This window comes from Streptomyces sp. NRRL S-920, assembly GCF_000717945.1.
In the GTDB taxonomy this organism is placed as follows: Bacteria; Actinomycetota; Actinomycetes; order Streptomycetales; family Streptomycetaceae; genus Streptomyces; species Streptomyces alboniger.
Genome location: NZ_JODF01000014.1, coordinates 19,365 through 39,888, shown reverse-complemented (window position 1 = coordinate 39,888; position 20,524 = coordinate 19,365). Strand labels below are relative to the sequence as shown.

Sequence of the window (20,524 nt, the reverse complement as noted above, 5' to 3'; positions counted from 1 at the left end):
GTGCCGGGCCTCAGGGATGGTCGTACCAGGCGAAGGACACGATCCGCCAGCCGTCCTCGCCCCGGACGAACTGGATGCTCTTCGTCCCCGACCCTTCGAACGGTTCGCCGTCCAGGATCCCTGACTTGCGGTACTCGCCGAAACGAGCGGCGACATCGCCCGCGATCGAGGTGTGCTCGGAGGTCTCCCACTCGGAGAACTCGACCAGGCGGCCCTCCGCCAGCAGTCGCTCGCGGGGCTCGATGAACTCCTCCACGGTGTAGACCGTCAACTTCTCGCCCGTACTGGCGATCACACCGCCCGGGACCATCAGGCGGCGGATCCGGGCGACATCGGCGGCCTTGCCGCCCCGGTTGTCGAAAGCACCGAAGAACTCGGCGGTCAGCGTGTCTATCTCACTCTTGGACATGGCGCGACGGTAGCAGCGGTGGCGGTTGCCGTCGGGGGGTGCGCGGGCCTCGCGCCCTCTCGCATCAGGGCGTTGGTGATCCCGCGGGCGAGAAGCGGGTCGGCCGGGAGCACGTGCGCGGCGAACCAGCGGGCGGCCCACGGGGCGGGGGACGGCTCGACGAACTCCGCGCCCGCGTAGTCGTCGAGCGGCGGGTCGTAGACGTACCCGCAGACCAGGCCGTGAGCCACGAGGCGTTCCAGGAGGGCGTCCCGGTCCTGGACCAGGAGCGGGGCCCGGAACAGGGGAAGCGGGCCGTCGCGCCCCGGCCGCTCGCGCAGCGTTGGAGCCGCCCAGGCGGTGCTCGACAGCAGGGAGACCCCCACGGCTCGCCGGGTGAGGTCCCCGTCGAGCCGGTCCACGCGCAGCTTCAACTGGGCGCGCACCAGGGCCCCGTGGCGTGAGCGGTAACCATGGAGGTCGACGCGGACCCATGGCTCGTACGCGGTCAGGTCCGGCGCCCTCGACGCGCGGTCCGCGAGCCGACGCGGGTGCAGCTCCATGCGGAACGCGTCGCGCTCCAGTACGCCCAGGCGCTGCATCGTCCGCCACACGGGGCGGACCAGGTGCAGGGCGCGGACGCCCGAACGGGCCAGGGGCCGCAGTGTGGTGGCCAGATCGGCGCGGAGGCGGCGTGGCACCAGGAGTTCGTCGCGCAGCCGTTCCAGCTCGCGGCGGGTGCGGGCGTCGTCGACGGCGAGGAATCCGCCGGCCGCTCCCGCCACGTGTTTGGACAGGCTGAACGCCGCCGCCGTGCCGAATGCGCCGATCGGTTGTCCCTCGACGCGTGTTCCGATCGCGTGGGCGGCGTCCTCGAATAGTGGGATGCCCAACTCGTCGCAGCGGCGGCGCAGTTCGACGACGCGGTCCGGGACGCCGTACAGGTTGGTGGTCAGTACGGCGTCCACGTTCCGCCAGGTCGACTCCGGTACGGCGGCGGGGTCGATGTTGCCGTCCCGCAGGGAGACGGGGGCCAGTACCGGGCGCAGGCCCGCCGCGAGGACCACGAAGAGGATCACGTCGTCGTTCACCGGTGACATCAGGACGCGTGCGCCCGGCCCGCACCAGCGGCGCAGGGCCAGGTAGAGGGCCAGGCGCGCCGAGGGCGTGTAGAGGCATTCGCGTCCGAGCCGCCGTGTCATCTGCGCGGCGAGCCGTGATCCGTAGGGCATCGGCACCTTATTCTCTTGGGCTGTCGAGGAGATGTTCGGGCGAGGGCGGTTCCGGTCGCAGTCGCGGTCAGCGCATACCGCGCGCATCGCCCGCAGGACTCGTCCGGCTCGACGTGCGCAGCGTGCCGACCGCCTTCAGCAGCCGGTCGGCCGGGTCCCGCAGCCCGGGGTGGGCCAGGACCGTGTTGCGCAGGCCACGCACCGGCCTGCGCCACATCCGGTGCACGGCGGCCACCGGGTGGGGGCGCGTCGCGAAGCCCTCGCCCACCCGCAGCTCACGGGTCTTGAGCCGGTCCTTGTACTCCTTCTCGCCGCGCCCCATGTCCATGATCCGTACACCCTGGCGGCCGGCCGCCTCGGCCATCCGCAGATGCATCATCATTCCGGGCGAGTAATAGCCGAACTCGGGGTCGTACGCCGTGAACCAGGCGGCGAAGACGGTCCGCGAGGCCGGCCCGAAGTGTGCGGCCACCGGCCGGTCACCGGCGTACAGCACGGACAGCACGCCGGTGAGGTGTTCCTCGCGGACCTGGAAGAGGTGGTCCACGAGGCCGACGATCCAGGGCCGGGCGAAGCGGTCCATCCGGCCGGTCCTGCGGTACTGGGCCGACTTCCAGCGCATGAGGGTGCGCAGCACGCGCGGATCGCGTTCGTCGTAGACGAACCGCAGCTCGCCGACGTCGCGCCCGAGGCGGCGTTCCTTCTTCAGCGTCGTTTTGGCCAGCCCCGGATAGGTGCCGCGCAGCCATTGCGGGTAGCTGCCGTCGCCGGCCGTCAGGTCCAGGACCGGCGAGGCGAACGTTCCCGTCACGTATCCGCTGAAAGGTTTCTGCTCCTCGACGAGGTGGTCGAACTCGAAGACGGACAGGTGGCAGGCCTTCAGCAGGTCCTCGGTGTCCCAGACGACTCCGGGCCGGTGCACGAGTGCCTGGCAGTCGGAGAGGCCGAGCCCGATGGCCCGGCCGACGCCGAAGGGGGTGCGCTCGAACGGCAGGAAGCCGACCGGTTGGCCGTTCTCCCGCAGGACCGCCAGGTGCGCGCCGCCGCGGAACTTGGCCACGGCTTCGGCGAACTCCGGTGCCAGGAAGGGGTTGGCGTATTCGGGCGACTCGCCCATCGCCCGGTGCCAGGCCGAGCGCAGCGAGTCGCTCAGTGCGTCGAGCCCGTGGATGGTGATGTCCACCTAACGCTCCCCCCCATGCCGACCCGCGCCGCGGGCGCGCGCGTACCCCGGTCGGCGACCTGTTCGACTGCTCGGCGATGCTCAAAGGTCGCGAAACCGTACGCATGTGTCAAGGGCGTCAGCGAGCCCCGCTGCCGGCAACCTGGCCTGTACCAGCGGCAGTTGGATCACTCGCCGCGTGCTCTGCCGATCTGGGTCAGCGCATCGCGCAAGGTGGCCGGTCGCAGCGTGCCGCGCACGGCGGGACCCGCCCAGCCGGGTCCGCCCAGCATGACCACGGGCCGGCCGCGGGCGCCGCGCACTCCCCAGCGGGCGTCGGCGATGTGCCGGGCCAGCGGCACGCTCGCGGTGGAGCGGGCCTGTGACCACAGGACGACGACCGCGGGGCCCGTCCTGCGGACCGCCGCGGAGACCGCCTCGACCGGCACGGCCGCACCGAACATGCGCTGGGGGATGGCGAGTTCACCCAGGGCCGCGCTGAGCGCCTCCAGCGGCAGCGAGTGCTGCTCGCCGGGGACGCAGGCCAGGACGAGCGGCGCCGACGGGGACCGCGTGGGCGGGGCGGTGGCGCAGCGGTGCAGGGTGCGGGAGACGTGCCAGGACAGCAGGTGCTCGACCTCTACGTACCGGTCGCCCGCCTCCTCCCACTTGCGGCCCACCGCGTGCAGCGTCGGCACCATGACCTCCTGCCACGCGGCGATCAGTCCGTGCCGCTCCACCGACTCGGCCAACAGTTCCTGGACGGCGGGCGCGTCGAGCCGGACGGCGGCGCGGGAGAGGCCCCTTCGCTGCCGTACGAATGGGTGGGCGTCGGGTCCGAGGTCGGACGCGGCGCTGGACCCGGCGTCGGACGCGGGGCCGGACCCGAGGTCGGGCCCGGGTCCGGAGTCCGTGCCAGGTCCTGGCCGTGTGCCGCCTTCGAGTGCCGCGCGGGCCGCGTCGGCCGGGGGAACTCCCAGCGAAGTGAGGCGGCCCATTTCCTCTACGACCGCGATGTCCCGCTCCGACCAGCGGCGGTGGTGGCCCGGTTCGCGTCGGGCCGGGCCGAGGCCGTATCTGCGGTCCCAGGTGCGCAGTGTCGTCGGTGACACTCCCAGCCGTCTGGCCACGGTGCCGGTGGTGATCGGGGCGCCCGCCGTGCCGTCGTCCGGCGGCGGTTGCGGCGCCGCCCTCTCGCGTCCCCGAGACTCGCTCATACGCTCACGATACGACGCACAATCGACGCGGGTTGCCGGATGCGCGAAGCTGTCCCCAGGATGACCCAGCCGTAGCCGGACCACGGCCCGCCCAGTCGATTCCCGTCAGTTCAGGGGCGGTTGCCGATCGATTCGAGGAGCTGACGAGACGCCGATGAGCACAGCGGTGCCACACCCCGCGCGGGGGCCCGCGGAAGTGCCGGACAGGGACGCCGCGTTGGCGGCGGGGCTGGCCGCCGGGGACGAGACGTGCCTCGCCGCGGTCTACCGGCGATGGGGGCCGCGGGTGCAGGCGCTGGCCCGGCGTGCGCTCGGTGACAGCCGTGAGGCGGAGGACGTGGCCCAGCAGGTGTTCCTCGCCGCCTGGCGCGGCCGGTCCGGATACTGCCCCGAACTCGGCAGCCCCATGGCCTGGTTGACCGGCATCACCCGGCGGAAGATAGCGGACGCGTTGGCGGCGCGGTCCCGGAGGGCGGCCCTCGTCGAGGGCGCGGCGGCCCGGTACCCCGTGGACAGCCCCTGGCACGAGGAGGTGGACGCGGTGGTCGACCGGGTGCTGGTGGCGCAGGAGTTGGCGAGGCTGCCGGTGCCGCAGCGGACGGTGCTGCGTCTGACGTTCTACGAGGACCTCACCCAGCCGCAGATCGCCGAGCGCACCGGGTGGCCGCTGGGCACGGTCAAGAGCCACGCGCGGCGCGGTATGCACCGGCTCCGCCTGTTGCTGCGGGACGCGCCGGGCGAGGCGTAGCCAAGAATCTTCGGCCGGGTGCATCCGCGCGCCCCCCGTGGGCGGTAACAAGAAGCAACCCTCCGTGGCCGGCACCGGCTCGGGGCCGACGGGCTCGCCCGGACCCCGCTTCCTGTGCGCCTCAGCGGAGTCGGCGCCGCTGAGGGTGCCGCCGTCGTCCCCCGAACGGCGGCCGGGGGCCGTGGGTGGTCGGGGCCGCGTGTCACACCACCCACGGCCTGGGGTGCCGGAGCCTCGCGCGGCACACGCGCCTAGGGCGTGTCCGCGAAGTCCCGCCTGCACCGCGACGCCCGCCCTGCGGGCGAACGACGGGACTTCGCGGACACGCCCTACCGCCCGGAGCCGGGATCCGCATCCCTCCGCGGTCGGGTGCGCGTGCGACCACGGTCCGACGTGCCGTCAATACCCCCTGGCATAGCGTCCCTTGGCATGATCACAGACTGGATCGGCGGGCGCCGCCGCGCCCTCGCCGCCGCCCTCGTTCTCGCTCTCGCCACGCCCGCCGCGGCCACGGCGACCGCCCACGCCGGTGCCCCGAGCGGCGCCGGGCACGCCGCAGTGGCCGAGGTGGCAGCGGAGCCGTGGCGGCTGCCGCGTCCCACCGGGCCGTACGCCGTGGGTCGGGACACCCTGCACCTCGTCGACAAGAGCCGCCGTGACCCCTGGGTGCCCTCGGCGGGCGCCCGGGAGCTGATGGTGTCCGTCTACTACCCCGGACGGCCCGGCGGCGGGCGCCCCACGGCGTACACCTCCGAGGAGGAGGCCCGGCTCCTGCTGGAGTCGGTGGGGGCGGACGGCCAGGCTTTGGCGGCCGCCTACAGCGCCACCCGCGTCTTCGCCCGCTCCGGAGCGCGGCCGGCGCCGGGCCGGTTCCCCCTGGTCGTGCTCTCCCCCGGCTTCACCGCGCCGCGCACCACGCTCACCCACCTCGCCGAGGACCTCACCTCCCGGGGGTTCGTCGTCGCCACCGTCGACCACGCCTACGAATCCGTCGGGACGGCGTTCCCCGGTGGGCGGATCCTCACCTGCCGGGCCTGCGAGCCCGCCCAGGAGCCGGGGATGGGCAAGGTCGCCACCGAGGGGCGGCCCAGAGATCTCTCGTACGTCATCGACCGGTTGACCGGCGGTGACGATGCCTGGCGGTACGCCCGCACGATCGACCCGCGGCGGATCGGCGTCGGCGGACACTCCATCGGCGGAGCTGCCGCGCTCGCCACCATGGCCACCGACCCGCGCGTACGGGCGGGCATGAACATGGACGGCAGCTTCCACACGGCCCCCGCGGAGATCGGCGGTCGTCCGTTCCTGATGATCGGCACCGAGGCCGAACACACTCCGGGGCGCGCGGACGGCAAGAACTGGGACCGCACCTGGGAGGGCCTGGACGGCTGGAAGCGGTGGCTCACCGTCAAGGGCTCCGGGCACTTCAGCTTCACCGACGTGCCCGTCATCGCCGAGCAGGCGGGAATCGTCGACCTTCAAGTACCGCTCTCCGGTGAGCGGTCGCAGCGCATCACGCGCGCGTACATCGGCGCCTTCTACGAGAAGTGGCTGCGCGGCGCGCCGCGGCCGCTCCTCGACGGGCCGACGGCGGGCCATCCCGAAGTCGTCTTCGCCCGGCGCTGACCCCTTGGTCCCTTGGGCCGCTGCCAGGGTCTCTCCGTACTCCCGGCCCGCGGCGGCGCGCAGTAGTTGAAGACCGGTGATTTCGCCGATGCGTGCGGGCCGGGTGTGCCCGGACAGTTGCGGCTGCCAGCCATCGTCCCGCCGAAAGGACGCGACCATCGTGCAGCAGCTCAGAAACGAGACCATCGGCAGTCCCTCGCCCCACCGCGCGGCGCGGCGGTTCCGCCCGCGCCTGGTGCGGGCGGGGCTCGCCGCCCTCCTGGCCGCGGGCGGGCTGTTGACCGCCCAGTCGGGCAGCGCGGGCGCCGCGCAGAACCCGTACGAACGCGGGCCCGCGCCGACCGTGTCGAGCATCGAGGCCGTTCGCGGCCACTACGCCGTGTCCGAGACACGCGTGTCGTCCCTGGGCGTCACCGGGTTCGGCGGCGGCACCCTCTACTACCCGACGACCACGAGCGACGGCACGTTCGGCGCGATCGCGATCGCCCCCGGCTACGGGGGCACCCAGTCGTCCATCTCGTGGCTCGGGCCGCGCCTCGCCTCGCAGGGCTTCGTCGTCTTCACCATCGACACCCTCAGCACACTCGACCAGCCCGCCGGCCGCGGCGGTCAACTCCTCGCCGCTCTCGACTACCTGATCCAGCGCAGCAGCGTGCGCGACCGCGTCGACAGCGGCCGGCTCGGCGTCATGGGCCACTCCATGGGCGGCGGTGGCTCCCTGGAGGCCGCCAAGAGCCGCCCCGCGCTCCAGGCGGCCATCCCGCTGACCGGCTGGAACCTCGACAAGACCTGGCAGGAACTGCGTACGCCCACCCTCGTCGTCGGCGCGGACGGCGACACGATCGCCCCGGTCTCCTCGCACTCGGAGCCCTTCTACGAGAGCCTTTCGGGCTCCCTCGACAAGGCGTATCTGGAGCTGAACGGCGCGAACCACTTCACGCCCAACTCCTCGAACACCACCATCGCGAAGTACAGCGTGTCGTGGCTCAAGCGCTTCATCGACAACGACCTGCGCTACGAGCAGTTCCTCTGCCCGCTGCCCCGCCCCAGTGCGACGATCGAGGAGTACCGGGGAAACTGCCCGCACCCCTCCTGAGGAGGCTTCCCAGCCCCCTCGCGCGGAAGTACCGTGACGGTCGTGGCCGGACTGACGACCGCGACAGGTCCTCCCCTCCGGATATACGGCCGGAGCACTCAACTGCACGCCATCGAAACCCTGTTGAACGGCGTGCGCGCGGGGCGGGGCGGAGTGGTGGTGCTGGCGGCGGCGCCGGGGTTCGGCCGCACCACCCTGCTCGCGCACGCCGCCCGCTCCTTCCGCTCCTCCCGGGCGGGGACGGTCCTGAGCACGCGCGCCGTCCCCGCCCAGTCCCTGATCCCGTACGGCGGTGTGCACTCCCTGTGGTGCGCGGGAGGCGCCCCTCGCACACCGCCCGAGGAAGCGGAGGCCCTGCTCCCCGCCGTGCGTGACCTCGCGTACGGGCGTCCCCTGCTGGTCTGCGTGGACGACGCCCATCTGTGGGACGCCGCCTCCCGTGCCGCTCTGGGCCTCGCCGCCCGCCGCCTCGACGGACCGCACCCGATCGGCCTCCTCCTCTCCGTCGCGGCACACCACGCGGACGATCCGCGGCTGGCCGCGCTGCCCGTCCTGCACCTGGACCCGCTCGCACCGCCCGACGCGGCCGCGCTCGTCGACGACCTCACGCGGGGCGGCGCCCACACCGTCGTACGCGAGCAGATCCTCCGGGCGGCGGGCGGCAATCCGCGTCTGATCCATGACCTGATCGTCGACCTGACACCCCATCAGCTGGCGGGGCGGGAGCCTCTGCCCCAGCGGCCGTACAAGGCCGGCCCGCCCCTCTGCGACAGCGCTCCTTCCCCGTACTGCGGTAGCGCGCCCCCGTACACCGCCCCGAAGCCGCTCGAACTTCCGCCGGACACCGAGGAGTTCCTGCTCCTCGTGGCCGCGGCACATGAGCCCGGGGCCGAGGACGCGGGCGCCGACGCGGATCTCGTCCAGCGGGCCCGCGCGGCAGCCGGGCTGCACGGCGCGGCGCCGGGCCCGGCGGAGGCGGCCGGGATCGTGCACCGCTCGGCCGGCCGGATCCGCTTCGTCGTCCCCGGGCTGCGCGACGCCCTGTACACCGGGGCCCCGCCCGCCCGGCGCCGGGCCGCCCACCGGCTGCTCGCCTCGGTCCTCGACGACGGACGTACGCCACCGCTGCTCCGGCAGCTGCACCGGGCCCTGGCGGCCGAGGGGCCCGACGCGCCTCTCGCCGCCGCGCTGTCCGCCGCGGCGGACGCCCCCGGTTCGGCGCCCCACGCACAGCGCGCGGCCGCCCTGTCCGTGGCCGCGGACCTCACCCGGCCCGCGCGGGAACGTGCCCTGCGTCGAGCAGCCGCCGCCCGGCACGCCCGGCTCGCGGGCCGGCCGGGGCTGGCGCGGGAGCTGCTCGGCGCCGCCCGTTCCGAGTCGGCGGACGCCCGGGTGCGCGGCGCCGTCGAACTGGTCCGGGGGCAGCTCGCGCTGGCGGACGGCCCCGTCGCCGACGCCCGTGAGTCCCTCGTGCTCGCGGCGGAACTCCTCGCCCCGCACGACCCGGACGGCGCCCGTCAGGCCCGCCTCTGCGCGATGGCGGCGGCCTGGGACATGGGCGACGCCGCCGCCTGCCTGTCGGCCCTAGGCGCACCCCCGGACGCGGCCCCCGGGTCACGGGCGGCGGGCGCCGACACCTTGGCCGAGGAGTACCGCGCCGCCATGTCCGTCGTGATGCGGGGGCGGCTCGGTGCCGCGAGCCGGGGGCTGCGCGGGGTGGTGGCGCGGGGGCAGGGGGCGGACGAGCCGACGCGGCTACTGCGGGCCGGGGTCGCGGCCCTCGTCGTCGGCGACCTCGCGGCGGCCTCCCGCGTCAACGCGCGCGCCCTGGCCGCGGCGCGGGCGCGGGGCATGGACATCCACGTACCGCAGGCCCTGGAGTATCTGGCCTACGCCGAACTGCGCGCCGGGCGGCACGCGCGTGCGCGGGCGCACGCCGAGGAAGGGCTGCGTACGGCGGACCGCACCGGGCAGCGCAACATCGCCGCTCAGCACCACGCGATCCTCGCCCTGGTGGCGTCCGTCGAGGGCCAGGAGGAGGCGGTCACCGCCCATGCCGCCGCCGCGGCACGCACCGCCGACCGGCACGGCCTCGCGCAGGCCGCGACGCTGGCCCAGTGGGCGCTGGCCCGGGTCGACCTGAGCCGCGGCCGCGCGCCGGAGGCCGCAGCACGGCTCGGCCCGGTGGTGCGGCCGGGGCCGCGCCGAGGCCACTTCGCCGTGCGAATGCTCGCCGTGCCCTGCTTCGTGGAGGCGTCCTCCCTCACCGGCGAGGGCGATGCGGCCCGCGCCTGTGTGGCGGAGTTCGCATCCTGGGCCGCCCAGGGCGCGGACCCGCAGGCCCCCGCCCAGCTGGCCCGCTGCCACGCGCTGCTCGCGGGGCCCGACGAATGTGACGCGCTCTACACCGTGGCGCTCGCCCGCCACGCGCTCGTCGGCGGCGACTTCGAGAGCGCCCGCACCCAGCTCCTGTACGGCAAGTGGCTGCGACGCAGGCGCCGCCCCGGCGAGGCCAGGGGCCTGCTGCGCGACGCCCTGGTCTCCTTCGAGCGGTGCGGCGCCCGCGCCTGGGCCGGGCAGGCGCGGGCCGAGCTGCGCGCCACCGGGGAGGCCAGGACGGCCGAGCCGCCGGGCGGCCTGTCCCTGCTCACTCCGCAGCAGCTCAGGATCGCCCGCTGTGTCGCGGAGGGCGCCACCAACCGCGAGGTGGCCCGGCGCCTGTCGCTGAGCCCGAGGACCGTCGATCACCATCTCCGGAACGTCTTCGCGCTCCTCGGGGTACGCTCACGCGTCGAACTGTCCCGGCTCGTGGCCAGGTCCGAGCAGCACACCACCCACGACGAGCCGTGATGCCGCCGGTTTCTGTTATCCGGAGCCGGGCCGTGCGTCTCCCTTGTGTCGGAGGAGACAGGTCCCCACACAGAAAGTGGTCACAGCGTGAGCAGCGAACGCCAAGTCGCGATGGTCAGGGCAGCGCAGGACGGCAACCAGCAGGCGCAGGACGCGCTCGTGGCGGAGTACCTTCCGCTGGTCTACAACATCGTCGGGCGGGCCCTGAACGGCCACGCGGACGTGGACGACGTGGTGCAGGAGACCATGCTCCGCGTCCTCGGCGGCCTGGACGGGCTGCGCGATCCGGAGACCTTCCGCAGCTGGCTGGTGGCGATCACCATGAACCAGATACGCGGGCACTGGCGGGAGCGTGCCACGGGCGCCATTCCGGCCGGCGGGGGGCTCGCGGACGGCTACGACGTGGTGGACCCGGGCGCGGACTTCGTGGACCTGACCATCACCCGGCTCGGTCTCTCCGGGCAGCGCAGGGAGACCGCCGAGGCCACGCGGTGGCTGGACGACGACGACCGTGCCCTGCTGTCGCTGTGGTGGCTGGAGTCCGCCGGGGAGTTGACGCGGGCCGAGGTCGCCGAGGCCCTGGAGCTGTCCCCGCAGCACGCTGCGGTACGGGTGCAGCGGATGAAGGCCCAGCTGGAGACGGCCCGCGTGGTGGTGCGCGCCCTGGCTGCGGTCCCGCGCTGCGAAGGGCTCGGCCGGCTCACCGCCGGGTGGGACGGCGTGCCCTCGGCGCTGTGGCGCAAGCGGCTGGCCCGCCATGCCCGTGACTGCTCGGTGTGCGCGGGCCATTGGTCCAACCTGGTGCCCGCCGAGCGGCTGCTGGTGGCGCTCGGGCTCGTCCCCGCGGGCGCGGCCCTCACGCAGCTGGTCACGCGCCCCGACCTCGTCACGGTCGGCTCGGTCACATCCGCGCACGGCGCCGCGGCGCCCGTCTCCACGCGGACCCAGGCCCGCCGTGCGCGTGCCAGGCGGCAGCGCCGCACCGCCGGGGCCGCCGCCGCGGTCGTGGCGCTCATCGCCGGTGGTGCGGCGGTGCACCTCCTCACCGGCCCGGAGACCGACGACAGCTCCCCGGCCGGCGCCGCCGCCCCCGCCTCTCCCACCGCGCCCTCCGCCTCGGCCGCCAAGAGCGCGTCCCCCTCCGCCAAGCGCTCCGCCTCGCCCTCGGCGAAGCCGACCCCCAGCAAGTCGAAGACGAAGACGAAGGACAAGGCGAAGGAGAAGAAGCCGAAGCCCAAGGCCGAGCCGAGCCCCACCGAGGCCGCGCCGAAGCCGAAGCCCAGGCCCAAGACGCCCGCCCCGGCTCCGAAGGCCGCCCCGAGCGGCGCGGCCGCGCAGGTCGTGGCGCTGGTCAACGCCGAGCGCGCCAAGGCGGGGTGCGGTCCTGTCCGCTCCAACGACAAGCTGGCCACGGCCGCCGCGAGGCACTCGGCCGACATGGCGGCGCGCGACTACTTCGACCACACCAGCCCGGACGGCACGGGCCCCGGCGACCGCATCAAGGCGGCCGGGTACCAGTGGAGCACGTACGGCGAGAACATCGCGCGCGGCCAGCGGACCCCGGCGGCGGTGATGGACTCCTGGATGAACAGCTCCGGCCACCGGGCCAACATCCTCAACTGCGACTTCAAGGAGCTGGGGGTGGGCATCCACCACGGCTCGGGCGGGCCCTGGTGGACGCAGGCGTTCGGCACGGCGCTCTGAGGGTCGCCGCCGGGGCGAGCGGCGTCAGCCGACCCGCTGGGTGTGGAACTGTTCGAGTCGGCGCTGCGCCAGCGTCAGCGTGCCGCGCTGGCGGCCCGGGACGCGGCGGCGCAGCCTGATCAGGTCGGGGCCGAGGGCGCGGACCGCCTCGGGGTCGCGTACGCGGTCCCAGAGGTGGTGGGCGCGGTCGGCCGCGGCTTCCACCTCGGGTGAGTCGGGGGCCTGCCCGGCGGTGAGGCGGGCCGTGGCCACGGCGAGCCAGGTCTCGCAGCTGCGCGCCGGATCACCGGCGAACCGCGCGAGGTCCGCGCGGACTTCCATCCAATGGATGACCTCGTTCGAACCCGGACCGTGCGTGCGCAGCGCGGTCTGCTCCCAGGAGGCGGCGAGGGCCGCCGCCTCGCCGTGCCGGCCCGCCTCGACGGCCGCGGTGATGGCGGCGTGGGGGTCGGTGTGCGGCTCTGTGTGCGGATCTGTGTGCGAGTCGGTTTTCTGACCGGGAACGCCCGGGGGGCCGGCCGGGCGCGGAGGGTGCTGGTCGGCGGACGGCGGCACGTGCGGGTCGCGGGCGAGCACCAGGTCCTGGGCGTCGTCGCCGAGCGACTGGGCGACGGCCTGCTCGTGGAGCTGGTGCACCGGGGGGCGGTGGCCGCTGCGCAGGACGGTGGCGAGTGCCTTCATATAGGCGGGTGCCGCGGGCGTACGGCGACGGGCCGGCGGGGCGACGCGGCCGTACAGCGCGACGCCGGGGCCCGCGTCGAGCGGCTGCTCGTTCAGGGCCTGCCAGCTCTCGGGGTCCGTGTGCAGGTCGACGATGAGCGTGGTGGCGCCCGCGGGGCGCAACCGCAGCTCCTGGGTGAACCAGTGCCACGGGAAGCCCGTGTAGCGCATGGTCGCGGAGGTGGCCCGGGCCAGCGCCACGTGCACATGGCGCTGGCGACGGTCGAGATGGACCTGCCCGATCAGGTAGACCGTCAGCGGGCCCGGCGCCATGGCTGCGGCCCGCAGCCGGGTGAGGACCGTCTGCGGGTCCAGCGGGTCCGCCAGTTCCACCACGCTCGCCGTGTCGGTCCCGGCGAGCGCGGCGGGCGGGACCGCCGCGAGCACGGGCAGTACGGAGGCCGCGTCCACGAGCCGGCTCTTGCTGACGGGGGCCGCCGCGATGAGCAGCGCAGTACCGGGCACCGGCCCCTCCCTATCGATCAACACGCCAGCACCGTATCCGCTGCTTGCGCCGGGCACGACAACGAGACGGGGATCCGTACGAATTGCCCGGGCTTCTCGGGGTCTCGCCGGGCGGGGCGGTTCGGCTAGCCCTGCGGGTAGAAGACGAACAGTGTGCACCCGGTCGTCGTTTGGGGGACGTGCGAGGAGCCCGCCGGGGCGTGGAGGAAGGTGCCTGCCGGGTAGTCGCGGTGGCCGTCGTTGAAGACGCCGGAGACCACGAAGACCTCCTCGGGTCCCGGCTCGTGCACGTCGATGCCCTCCCAGGAAGAGTGCGGATCCATCTCCAGGACCTGGGCGTTGGCACCGTCGTCGCCGCGCCACAGGGGGCGCAGACGGATGCCGGGGAAGATTTCCCTGCTTGGGGCGTCGGCCACGGCCGACCAGACGTAACCGGGCACTTCGGCCAGTTGGGGCTGTCGGGACTGCTGGGGCTCTTGGGGCTGTTGCGTTGTCATGGCATCAGCCTGTCCCGGGGGGCCTCCTCCGCCGAGTGTCCAGAAAGTCATGGTGAGGTACTTTCCTGCCATGCATCGAGTCGCCGCCCTCGTCCATGCCCCGCAGTCGACCTTCGAACTCGCCTGCGCGGCCGAGGTGTTCGGGATCGAGCGGCCCGGCCTCACAACGCGGTACGCGTTCGGCGTCTGCGCGGAGCGCCCCGGCCCTGTCGCGACGCGTGCCGGGTACGACATGCTCGTCACCGAGGGCCTGGACGCGCTCGACCGGGCGGACACCGTCGTCGTCCCCGGCTGGACGCCCACCCGGGAGGCGCCCTCCCCCACCGTGGTGGCTGCCCTGCGGCGGGCGCACAGCCGGGGCGCCCGGCTGATCAGCATCTGTTCCGGCGCCTTCGTCCTCGCGCACGCCGGGCTGCTCGACGGGCGGCGAGCGACCACGCACTGGGCGCTCGCCGACGAACTGGCCGCACGCTTCCCGGCCGTCCAGGTCGATCCGGACGTGCTGTACGTGGATCACGGCGACGTGGCCACCAGCGCCGGATCCGGCGCGGGCGTCGATCTGTGTCTGCACCTCGTGCGGGCCGATCACGGTGCCGGGTACGCCGCGCGGGTCGCGCGGAACATGGTCATGCCGCCGCACAGGGAGGGCGGTCAGTTGCAGTACGCGACCCCCGCGCACCCCACCCAGTTCGACGGGTCGCTCGCGCCGGTCCTGGAGTGGGCCGCCGGGCGGCTGAACGAGCCGGTCGGCGTCGATGAACTGGCAGCGCGCGCGGGGGTCTCGGCGCGGACGCTGGCCCGTCGCTTCACCGACCAGCTCGGGGTCAGCCCGGGCCAGTGGCTGCTCGCCCAACGCATCGGCTCCGCAAGGGAGTTGCTGGAGACGACCGACCTCCCGCTGGATGCCGTCGCCCGGCGCTCGGGGCTGTCCTCGGCGACCAATCTCCGCAGACGATTCCTGCGCGCCCTGGGGACGACACCCGGCGCCTACCGCAGGGCCTTTCGGGCGACGCCGCGGGACCCCCGACGGCCGTAATTACGCAGCGTAGTAATTGATCTGACGCTCCATCAACTTCACACTTCGCTCAAAGTACCTGCCAGACAAGAGTACGAACCCCGCTGAGCGGGAACGATGGACATGGGACCTCGGTGCCGCCCAGCGATTCGGTGGCGTCCGGCGCGGGTCTCCAACCGCCGCGCCGCCCTCAGTTGACTACTCTCAGTGAAGGAGACGGGACACTGCTGGACTGGGAAACGGGCACCGCCGACTTCACCTTCGGCCTGCATCACCGCGTGGTGAACGGCACTGATGTCCTCGCGTTCTGGGGCGAGCTGGACGCCTGGGCCGACCAGGAACTCACCCCCCGTGTGACGGCACTCCTCGACCGGACCGGCCGCCAGGTCGTCGCGGACCTTCGAAGAGTGACGTTCCTCGACGCCGGCGGTCTGCGGCTGCTGGTGCGGATCAGACAGCAGGTGGCCGCGGGCGAGGGCACCCTATGGCTCGTCCCCGGCAGCGCGCGCAACTGGCGCGTACTGCGCATCACCCGCCTCGACCGGACCTTCACGATCCCGGCCGGCCCCCCGTACATGAGCGGGCGCTCGGGCGCGGGCCGCGGCTCACGCTGATGCCGCCCGCGCGAGAAGGCACGAAAAGCACGGAAGGCACAGGAGGCACAGGAGGCACAGGAGGCACAGGAAACACGGGAGGCACGGAAAGCGCGGGAAAGCACAGGAAAGCACTGGTCAAAGGGGTCCGTCCGTGGGAGGACGGGTGCCGGGACCGCATGAAGCGAGCCATTGGGGGCACTTAGGAGCCATGCATCTGCCTTCGATGACAGCACGTGGAAAGGGCCAGGCCCGACGGGCGGCCAAGGGTCGGACCGTCGCAGCCGTGGCGCGTGCCGGGTTCGTCGGCCGCGGAGTGATCTACCTCCTCATCGGTGCGCTGGCCCTGCGCATCGCCTTCTCCGACGGCGGGGGCCGCCAGGCGGACCGCGGCGGAGCCGTGGCGGAGCTTGCGGACCGCCCGTTCGGGAACGTCCTGCTGTGGCTGCTCGGCATCGCCCTGGCCGGAATGGCGCTGTGGCGGCTCTCGGAAGCCTTCTTCGGGCAGGCCGGGCCCGACGGCGACAAGCCGGGCAAGCGGGCGCTCTCGGGCGCGCGCTGCCTCTTCTACTGCTTCGTGTCGTACTCCGTACTGGCGTACGCCACGGGTGACGAGGGCAGCGGCAGCGGCTCCAGTGACCGGCAGACCAAGGACGTGACGGCGAAGGCCTTCGACTGGCCCGGCGGGCGGTGGATCGTCGCCGCGGCGGGCGCCGCCGTGCTCGTGGCGGGCATCTGGATCGCCGGACGCGCACTCCTGCGGAAGTTCCACAAGCGCCTGCGCGTCTCCGAGATGCCGCCGCGGGTCCGCCGGATCGTCGACGTCCTCGGCGTCTTCGGCGGCATGGCCCGGGGCACGGTGTTCGCCGTCGCCGGCGGATTCGCCCTCGTCGCCGCGGTGCGCCACAAGCCCGGCGAGGCCAAGGGCATCGACAACACCCTGCGCTCCTTCGCCGACACCGGGGCCGGGCCCTGGCTGCTCGCCCTGATCGCCTTCGGCCTCGCCGCCTTCGGCCTCTTCTCCTGGGCGAACGCACGCTGGCGCAAGCTCTAGGCAGCCCGGCGCTGGACGGCCCAGGCCTCAGACCGGGGTGCGGAACACGAAGCGCACGCCGGTCAGCCGTTCCGACAGCTCCCACAGTCGGCGGCCCGTCCCGGCGTCGGTGGCGCCGGGCGCCAGCTCCACACACTTCGGGGCGCCGCGCAGTTCGGCCGGGCCGCCCGGGCCGATGAACTCACCGCCGCGCACCTCCGGATCGGTCGCCGCGTACAGCTGCGACCGGGCGCCGTCGGCGGGCCGCTGGGCGAACAACGGATTGCCGATATGGCCGAACACCACACGCCACAAGGCCACCGGACCGTTCAGCTGGAGGTTGGTCGCCGTGTAGCCGGGGTGGGCGAGCACACTGCGGACCGGGCTGCCGGCCTCGGTGAGGCGCAGATGGAGCTGATGGCCGAAGACGGCGTTGGCGAGCTTCGACTGGTTGTAGTAGGCCATGGGCTTGTAGCCGCGCTCGCCGTGGAGGTCGTCGAAGAAGAGGCGGCCCTGCCGGTGGTTCACCGAACTCACCGTCACCACGCGGGGCTCACTGCCCACCGCGAGCAGATCGAGCAGCAGCCCGGTGAGCGCGAAGTGGCCGAGGTGGTTGGCGGCGAACTGGAGTTCGTGGCCCTGCGCGCTCAGCGAGCGGGGCGGCGCCATCACCCCGGCGTTGTTGACGAGTACGTCCAGTCGCGAGTGGTCGGCGCGCACTCCGTCGGCGAAGGCATGGACCGAGTCGAGGTCGGCGAGGTCGAGGTGGCGTACCTCCAGCTTCGCGTCCGGCTGCTCGGCGCTGATCCCCGCGACCGCCCGATGCCCCTTGTCCTCGTCGCGCACCGCCAGGATCACGTGCGCGCCGCGGCGGGCGAGCGCGCGCGTGGTCGCCAGGCCGAGGCCACTGTTGGCCCCGGTGACGAGGAACACCCGGTCGCTCTGGTCCGAAATGTGGTCGGTGGTCCACTGCTGCTGAGTCATGCGGCACATGTTGCCCCCGATGGCACTGAGTGTCAATGCGATACGGAGTGCCGCTTAGGGCATGACGTGTAGCATGAATGGGTGAGCAACCGCCCTGGAATGAGCATGGCCGAGCGCAAACGACGGCTCGTCTCGGACGAACTGACCGAATCAGCGCTTCAGTTGCTGGCGCTGAAAGGCTTCGACGCGGTCACCATCGACGAGATCGTGACGACCGCCGGGGTCTCCCGGCGCACGTTCTTCCGGTACTTCGCGTCCAAGGAGGACGTAGTCGTCCAGTTCCTGGCCGACATGGGCGCCGGCATGCGCGCGGACCTCGCGGAGCGGCCCGGGGACGAGCCGCCCTCGGTGGCGCTCCTGCACGCCGTCCGGGTCCCCCTGGCCACCTGCGCCGCCCACTCCGACCGGGCACTGCGCGTGGTGCAGCTGATCCTGCGTACGCCTGCCCTGCTCGCCCGCTTCCTGGAGCGTCAGGCGCAGTGGCGTGGCGATCTGACGGAGGAGCTGGCGGGGCGTCTGGGGCTGGACCCCGGCCGGGATCTGCATCCGGGCCTGGCCGCCGGGATGGCGCTGACCGCCTTCGACGCCGTGCTGCAACGGTGGAGCAACAGCGACGGCGCCGAAGATCCGGCCGCCCTGCTCGACCAGGCCTTCGCGGTGATCGCCCCGGCGCTCGACAGCGTGGAGGGGTAGCGGCCCTCAGAGCGCCGGTGGGCGGCCCGGCGTGCATCGCCGGACCGCCCGCGTCGTCCTCCGACGGCCCTCCCTCGCCTCAGACGACCGCCCCCGTCCCCCGCTCCTTCTTCCTCCGTGCCTCCAACGGGCTGTACCCGTCCGGTTCCTGTCCCGTACCGCCCGGACGCGCGGGCGGCCGCGTCCCCGGGTTTCGCCGATCGAGCGCGACGGCGATCGGGACCGCCGTGAAGACCGTCGAGGCCATGCCGACCACCACCCCGGCGATCAGCGCCAGCGAGAAGTCCGCGAGCGAGTCGCCGCCGAGCACGGCGAGGGCGGTCAGGATGAAGAGCGCGCCCATCCCCGTGTTCACCGTGCGCGGCAGCGTCTGTACGACGGCCCGGTTGGCGTTGGCCGCCAGGTCACCGCGCGGGTCGCGGCGCCTCGCCTCGCGCACGCGGTCGAAGACGACCACCGTGTCGTTGACCGAGTAGCCGATCACGGTGAGCAGGGCGGCGAGGAAGACGCTGTCGACCGGCTTGCCCAGCCAGGCGAAGAGGCCCACCACGAGCAGCACGTCGTGGACCATCGCGGACACGGCCGCCGCGGCGAGCGTCCAGCGGAAGCGCGCGCTCAGATAGATCAGCTGGGCCGCGACGGCGAGGGCGAGGGCGATGAGGGCCTTCTGCCGCAGTTCGCTGCCGAGGCTCGGCCCGATCAGCTCGTCGCGCTCGACGGTGACGGTGCCACCGGGCTCCGCCAGGGCCTCCTTGACGCGCCGCTGTTCGGCGTCGGTGAGGTGTTCCGTGCGTACGGTGATGTCGCCGTCCCCGGATTCCTGCACCACGGCGCGCGGGAACCCGGCGTCCGCCACGGCGCCGCGGGCCGTGTCCGCGTCGACGGGCCGGCTGGTGCTGTACTCGACGAGCCGGCCGCCGGTGAACTCGACGCCGAACTCCAGGCCGCGCAGCGCGATCCCCGTGACGGCCACGGCGACCAGGAGGGCGCTTGCGCCGACCCAGCGGCGCCGGTGGCGCACCAGGTCCGGGTCACGGCGGGCCAGCCAGGTGCGTACGCGGCCCGTGGCGGCGATGCCGGTCAGGGCGGGCCGCTCGCGCGCGAAGCGGCGGGTGACGGCGAAGTCGGCGAGGACCCGGGTGATGACCAGCGCGGTGACCATGGAGGCGAGGACGCCGATGCTCAAGGTGACGCCGAAGCCCCTGACCGGCCCGGTGGCGAGGAAGAACAGCAGACCGGCGGCGAGCAGCGTCGTCACGTTCGAATCGACGACCGCGCTCCACGCCTTGGCGAAGCCGGTGCGGAGGGGTTTCGCCAGGTTCGTGGACCGGACGCCGAGGTATTCCTCCCGGGCCCGTTCGAAGACCAGGACGTTGGCGTCGACGGCCATGCCGATGGCCAGTACGAACCCGGCGAGGCCGGGCAGGGTCAGCGTCGCCCCGAGTGCGACCAGAGCCGCGTACGAGATCAGTCCGTACAGCACGAGGGCAAGTGATGCGAGCGCGCCGAGGAGGCGGTAGACGACGGTGATGAACAGTGCGGTCAGGGCGACGCCGATGAGGGCGGCCTGGGTGCTCGCGGCGATGGCGTCGGCGCCCAGCGTGGGGCCGACGGTCCGCTGTTCGACGACGTCGACGGGCACCGGGAGGGCGCCGCCCTTGACGAGCGCGGCCAGGTCGCGGGCCTCGGACCGGCTGAAGCCGCCGGTGATCTGGGTCGAGCCGCCGGTGATGCCGACCTCGCACGGCACGTCCTCGTTGACACCCGGCGCCGAGATGATCTTGTTGTCGAGGGTGATGGCGACGCGCCGTTCGGGCGCGTCCTGGGGTGCGCAGGCCGCCTTGCCGGTGACGCGCGCCCAGGCCTCGCCCGCCTTGTCGCGGAAGTCGAGCGAGACGATCCAGCCCGAGAGGGACTGCTGGTCGAGGAGCGCCTCGGCGTCCTCGACGCCCGCGCCGGAGAGCGCGGTGGGGCCGAGGGTGAGGTGGTTGCCGGGCCGGTCGGGGTCGGGCAGGGTGCGCGACCCGTCGGCGGAGGGCTCGGCCCCGCCCGGCTCGGGGGACTCCCCTGTCACCGGGTGGACCGTCAGCTGGGCGGTGCGGCCGATGATGTCGGCCGCCTTGCGCGGATCCTGGACGCCGGGAAGTTCGACGATGATCCGCTTCTCGCCGGAACGGGCGAGGCCGGGCTCGGCGACACCGAGCGCGTCGACACGCTGCCTGAGCACTTCCAGGGCGCGGTCGGTCGAGGCGGCGTCGGCCTCGACGGTGGGCGAGTCCTTGGTCTCCAGGACGATGTGAGTACCGCCCCGCAGGTCGAGGCCGAGGCGGGCGGTTTGCGTGAGGGCCACATAGAGGGAGAGCGCGACGACGCACAGGGCGACGACGGCCCGCCACACAGGCGCGCGGGATTTGGGCGCACGGGGCATGGGTTCTCCACGGATGAGGGCAGGACGGAGAGACGCGTGACCGGGCGGCGCGGTGGGCGCCGGGTCAGGCGTC

Annotated in this window: 17 protein-coding genes; 9 read left to right on the top strand and 8 right to left on the bottom strand. The window is 73.6% G+C overall.

All coding sequences use genetic code 11. The features are described from left to right. Positions 1 to 10: 10 nt before the first annotated feature. From IG54_RS0112560 to IG54_RS0112545, 4 genes are all read right to left on the bottom strand, one after another. Positions 11 to 409 (bottom strand): DUF4440 domain-containing protein, encoded by a 399-nt coding sequence (locus IG54_RS0112560; protein ID WP_030781571.1) that lies wholly within the window; start codon positions 407 to 409, stop codon positions 11 to 13. Beyond that, positions 391 to 1,620 carry a DegT/DnrJ/EryC1/StrS family aminotransferase gene (locus IG54_RS0112555; RefSeq protein WP_051819463.1) on the bottom strand — a complete coding sequence of 410 codons (1,230 nt, stop codon included), beginning with the start codon at positions 1,618 to 1,620 and terminating at the stop codon, positions 391 to 393. The genes IG54_RS0112560 and IG54_RS0112555 overlap by 19 nt, the downstream gene beginning before the upstream one ends. A gap of 67 nt (positions 1,621 to 1,687) precedes the next feature. Continuing rightward, the gene (locus IG54_RS0112550) at positions 1,688 to 2,803 is read right to left on the bottom strand and encodes a GNAT family N-acetyltransferase (protein WP_030781563.1); all 1,116 of its coding nucleotides are present in this window, start codon (positions 2,801 to 2,803) and stop codon (positions 1,688 to 1,690) included. Positions 2,804 to 2,970: 167 nt separating this feature from the next. Beyond that, on the bottom strand, positions 2,971 to 3,999 hold the full coding sequence (locus tag IG54_RS0112545) for a MerR family transcriptional regulator (RefSeq protein ID WP_030781562.1): 1,029 nt from the start codon (positions 3,997 to 3,999) through the stop codon (positions 2,971 to 2,973). Positions 4,000 to 4,153: 154 nt separating this feature from the next. Between IG54_RS0112545 and IG54_RS0112540 the strand changes: the two genes are divergently transcribed. From IG54_RS0112540 to IG54_RS0112520, 5 genes are all read left to right on the top strand, one after another. Further along, complete coding sequence (locus IG54_RS0112540) at positions 4,154 to 4,747, top strand: RNA polymerase sigma factor (RefSeq protein ID WP_030781560.1); 594 nt, start codon at positions 4,154 to 4,156, stop codon at positions 4,745 to 4,747. Positions 4,748 to 5,176: 429 nt separating this feature from the next. Next, positions 5,177 to 6,373 (top strand): alpha/beta hydrolase family protein, encoded by a 1,197-nt coding sequence (locus IG54_RS0112535; RefSeq protein WP_030781558.1) that lies wholly within the window; start codon positions 5,177 to 5,179, stop codon positions 6,371 to 6,373. 160 nt (positions 6,374 to 6,533) lie between these two features. Beyond that, complete coding sequence (locus tag IG54_RS0112530) at positions 6,534 to 7,469, top strand: alpha/beta hydrolase (RefSeq protein WP_420712246.1); 936 nt, start codon at positions 6,534 to 6,536, stop codon at positions 7,467 to 7,469. A gap of 42 nt (positions 7,470 to 7,511) precedes the next feature. Further along, positions 7,512 to 10,319, top strand: coding sequence for a helix-turn-helix transcriptional regulator (locus tag IG54_RS0112525; protein WP_234336125.1), 2,808 nt, complete (start codon positions 7,512 to 7,514; stop codon positions 10,317 to 10,319). 87 nt (positions 10,320 to 10,406) lie between these two features. After that, positions 10,407 to 12,023 carry a sigma-70 family RNA polymerase sigma factor gene (locus IG54_RS0112520; RefSeq protein WP_106976995.1) on the top strand — a complete coding sequence of 539 codons (1,617 nt, stop codon included), beginning with the start codon at positions 10,407 to 10,409 and terminating at the stop codon, positions 12,021 to 12,023. A gap of 24 nt (positions 12,024 to 12,047) precedes the next feature. Here the strand turns inward: IG54_RS0112520 and IG54_RS0112515 are convergent, their stop codons facing one another. Beyond that, positions 12,048 to 13,208, bottom strand: coding sequence for a hypothetical protein (locus IG54_RS0112515; protein WP_030781551.1), 1,161 nt, complete (start codon positions 13,206 to 13,208; stop codon positions 12,048 to 12,050). 125 nt (positions 13,209 to 13,333) lie between these two features. Further along, positions 13,334 to 13,705, bottom strand: a complete 372-nt coding sequence (locus IG54_RS0112510; protein ID WP_051819462.1) for a cupin domain-containing protein — start codon at positions 13,703 to 13,705, stop codon at positions 13,334 to 13,336. 70 nt (positions 13,706 to 13,775) lie between these two features. On the opposite strand from IG54_RS0112510, the gene IG54_RS0112505 reads away from it, so the two are divergent. The 3 genes from IG54_RS0112505 to IG54_RS0112495 all read left to right on the top strand — a co-directional run bounded on the left by IG54_RS0112505 (position 13,776) and on the right by IG54_RS0112495 (position 16,367). Next, a complete protein-coding gene (locus tag IG54_RS0112505; RefSeq protein WP_030781547.1) occupies positions 13,776 to 14,741 on the top strand; it encodes a helix-turn-helix domain-containing protein in 966 nt (321 codons plus the stop codon). 173 nt (positions 14,742 to 14,914) lie between these two features. Further along, positions 14,915 to 15,334: an STAS domain-containing protein gene (locus IG54_RS0112500; RefSeq protein ID WP_158708858.1), complete on the top strand. Its 420-nt coding sequence runs from the start codon at positions 14,915 to 14,917 to the stop codon at positions 15,332 to 15,334. Positions 15,335 to 15,539: 205 nt separating this feature from the next. Beyond that, positions 15,540 to 16,367, top strand: coding sequence for a DUF1206 domain-containing protein (locus tag IG54_RS0112495; protein ID WP_420712245.1), 828 nt, complete (start codon positions 15,540 to 15,542; stop codon positions 16,365 to 16,367). A 27-nt stretch (positions 16,368 to 16,394) separates the two neighbouring features. On the opposite strand, the gene IG54_RS0112490 is transcribed toward IG54_RS0112495, so the two are convergent. Then, positions 16,395 to 17,330 carry an oxidoreductase gene (locus IG54_RS0112490; protein ID WP_030781541.1) on the bottom strand — a complete coding sequence of 312 codons (936 nt, stop codon included), beginning with the start codon at positions 17,328 to 17,330 and terminating at the stop codon, positions 16,395 to 16,397. Between the two features lie 99 nt (positions 17,331 to 17,429). On the opposite strand from IG54_RS0112490, the gene IG54_RS0112485 reads away from it, so the two are divergent. After that, positions 17,430 to 18,023, top strand: a complete 594-nt coding sequence (locus tag IG54_RS0112485) for a TetR family transcriptional regulator (RefSeq protein WP_030781539.1) — start codon at positions 17,430 to 17,432, stop codon at positions 18,021 to 18,023. A gap of 79 nt (positions 18,024 to 18,102) precedes the next feature. On the opposite strand, the gene secD is transcribed toward IG54_RS0112485, so the two are convergent. Continuing rightward, positions 18,103 to 20,451, bottom strand: a complete 2,349-nt coding sequence (gene secD, locus IG54_RS0112480) for a protein translocase subunit SecD (RefSeq protein ID WP_037896968.1) — start codon at positions 20,449 to 20,451, stop codon at positions 18,103 to 18,105. Positions 20,452 to 20,524: the final 73 nt, after the last annotated feature.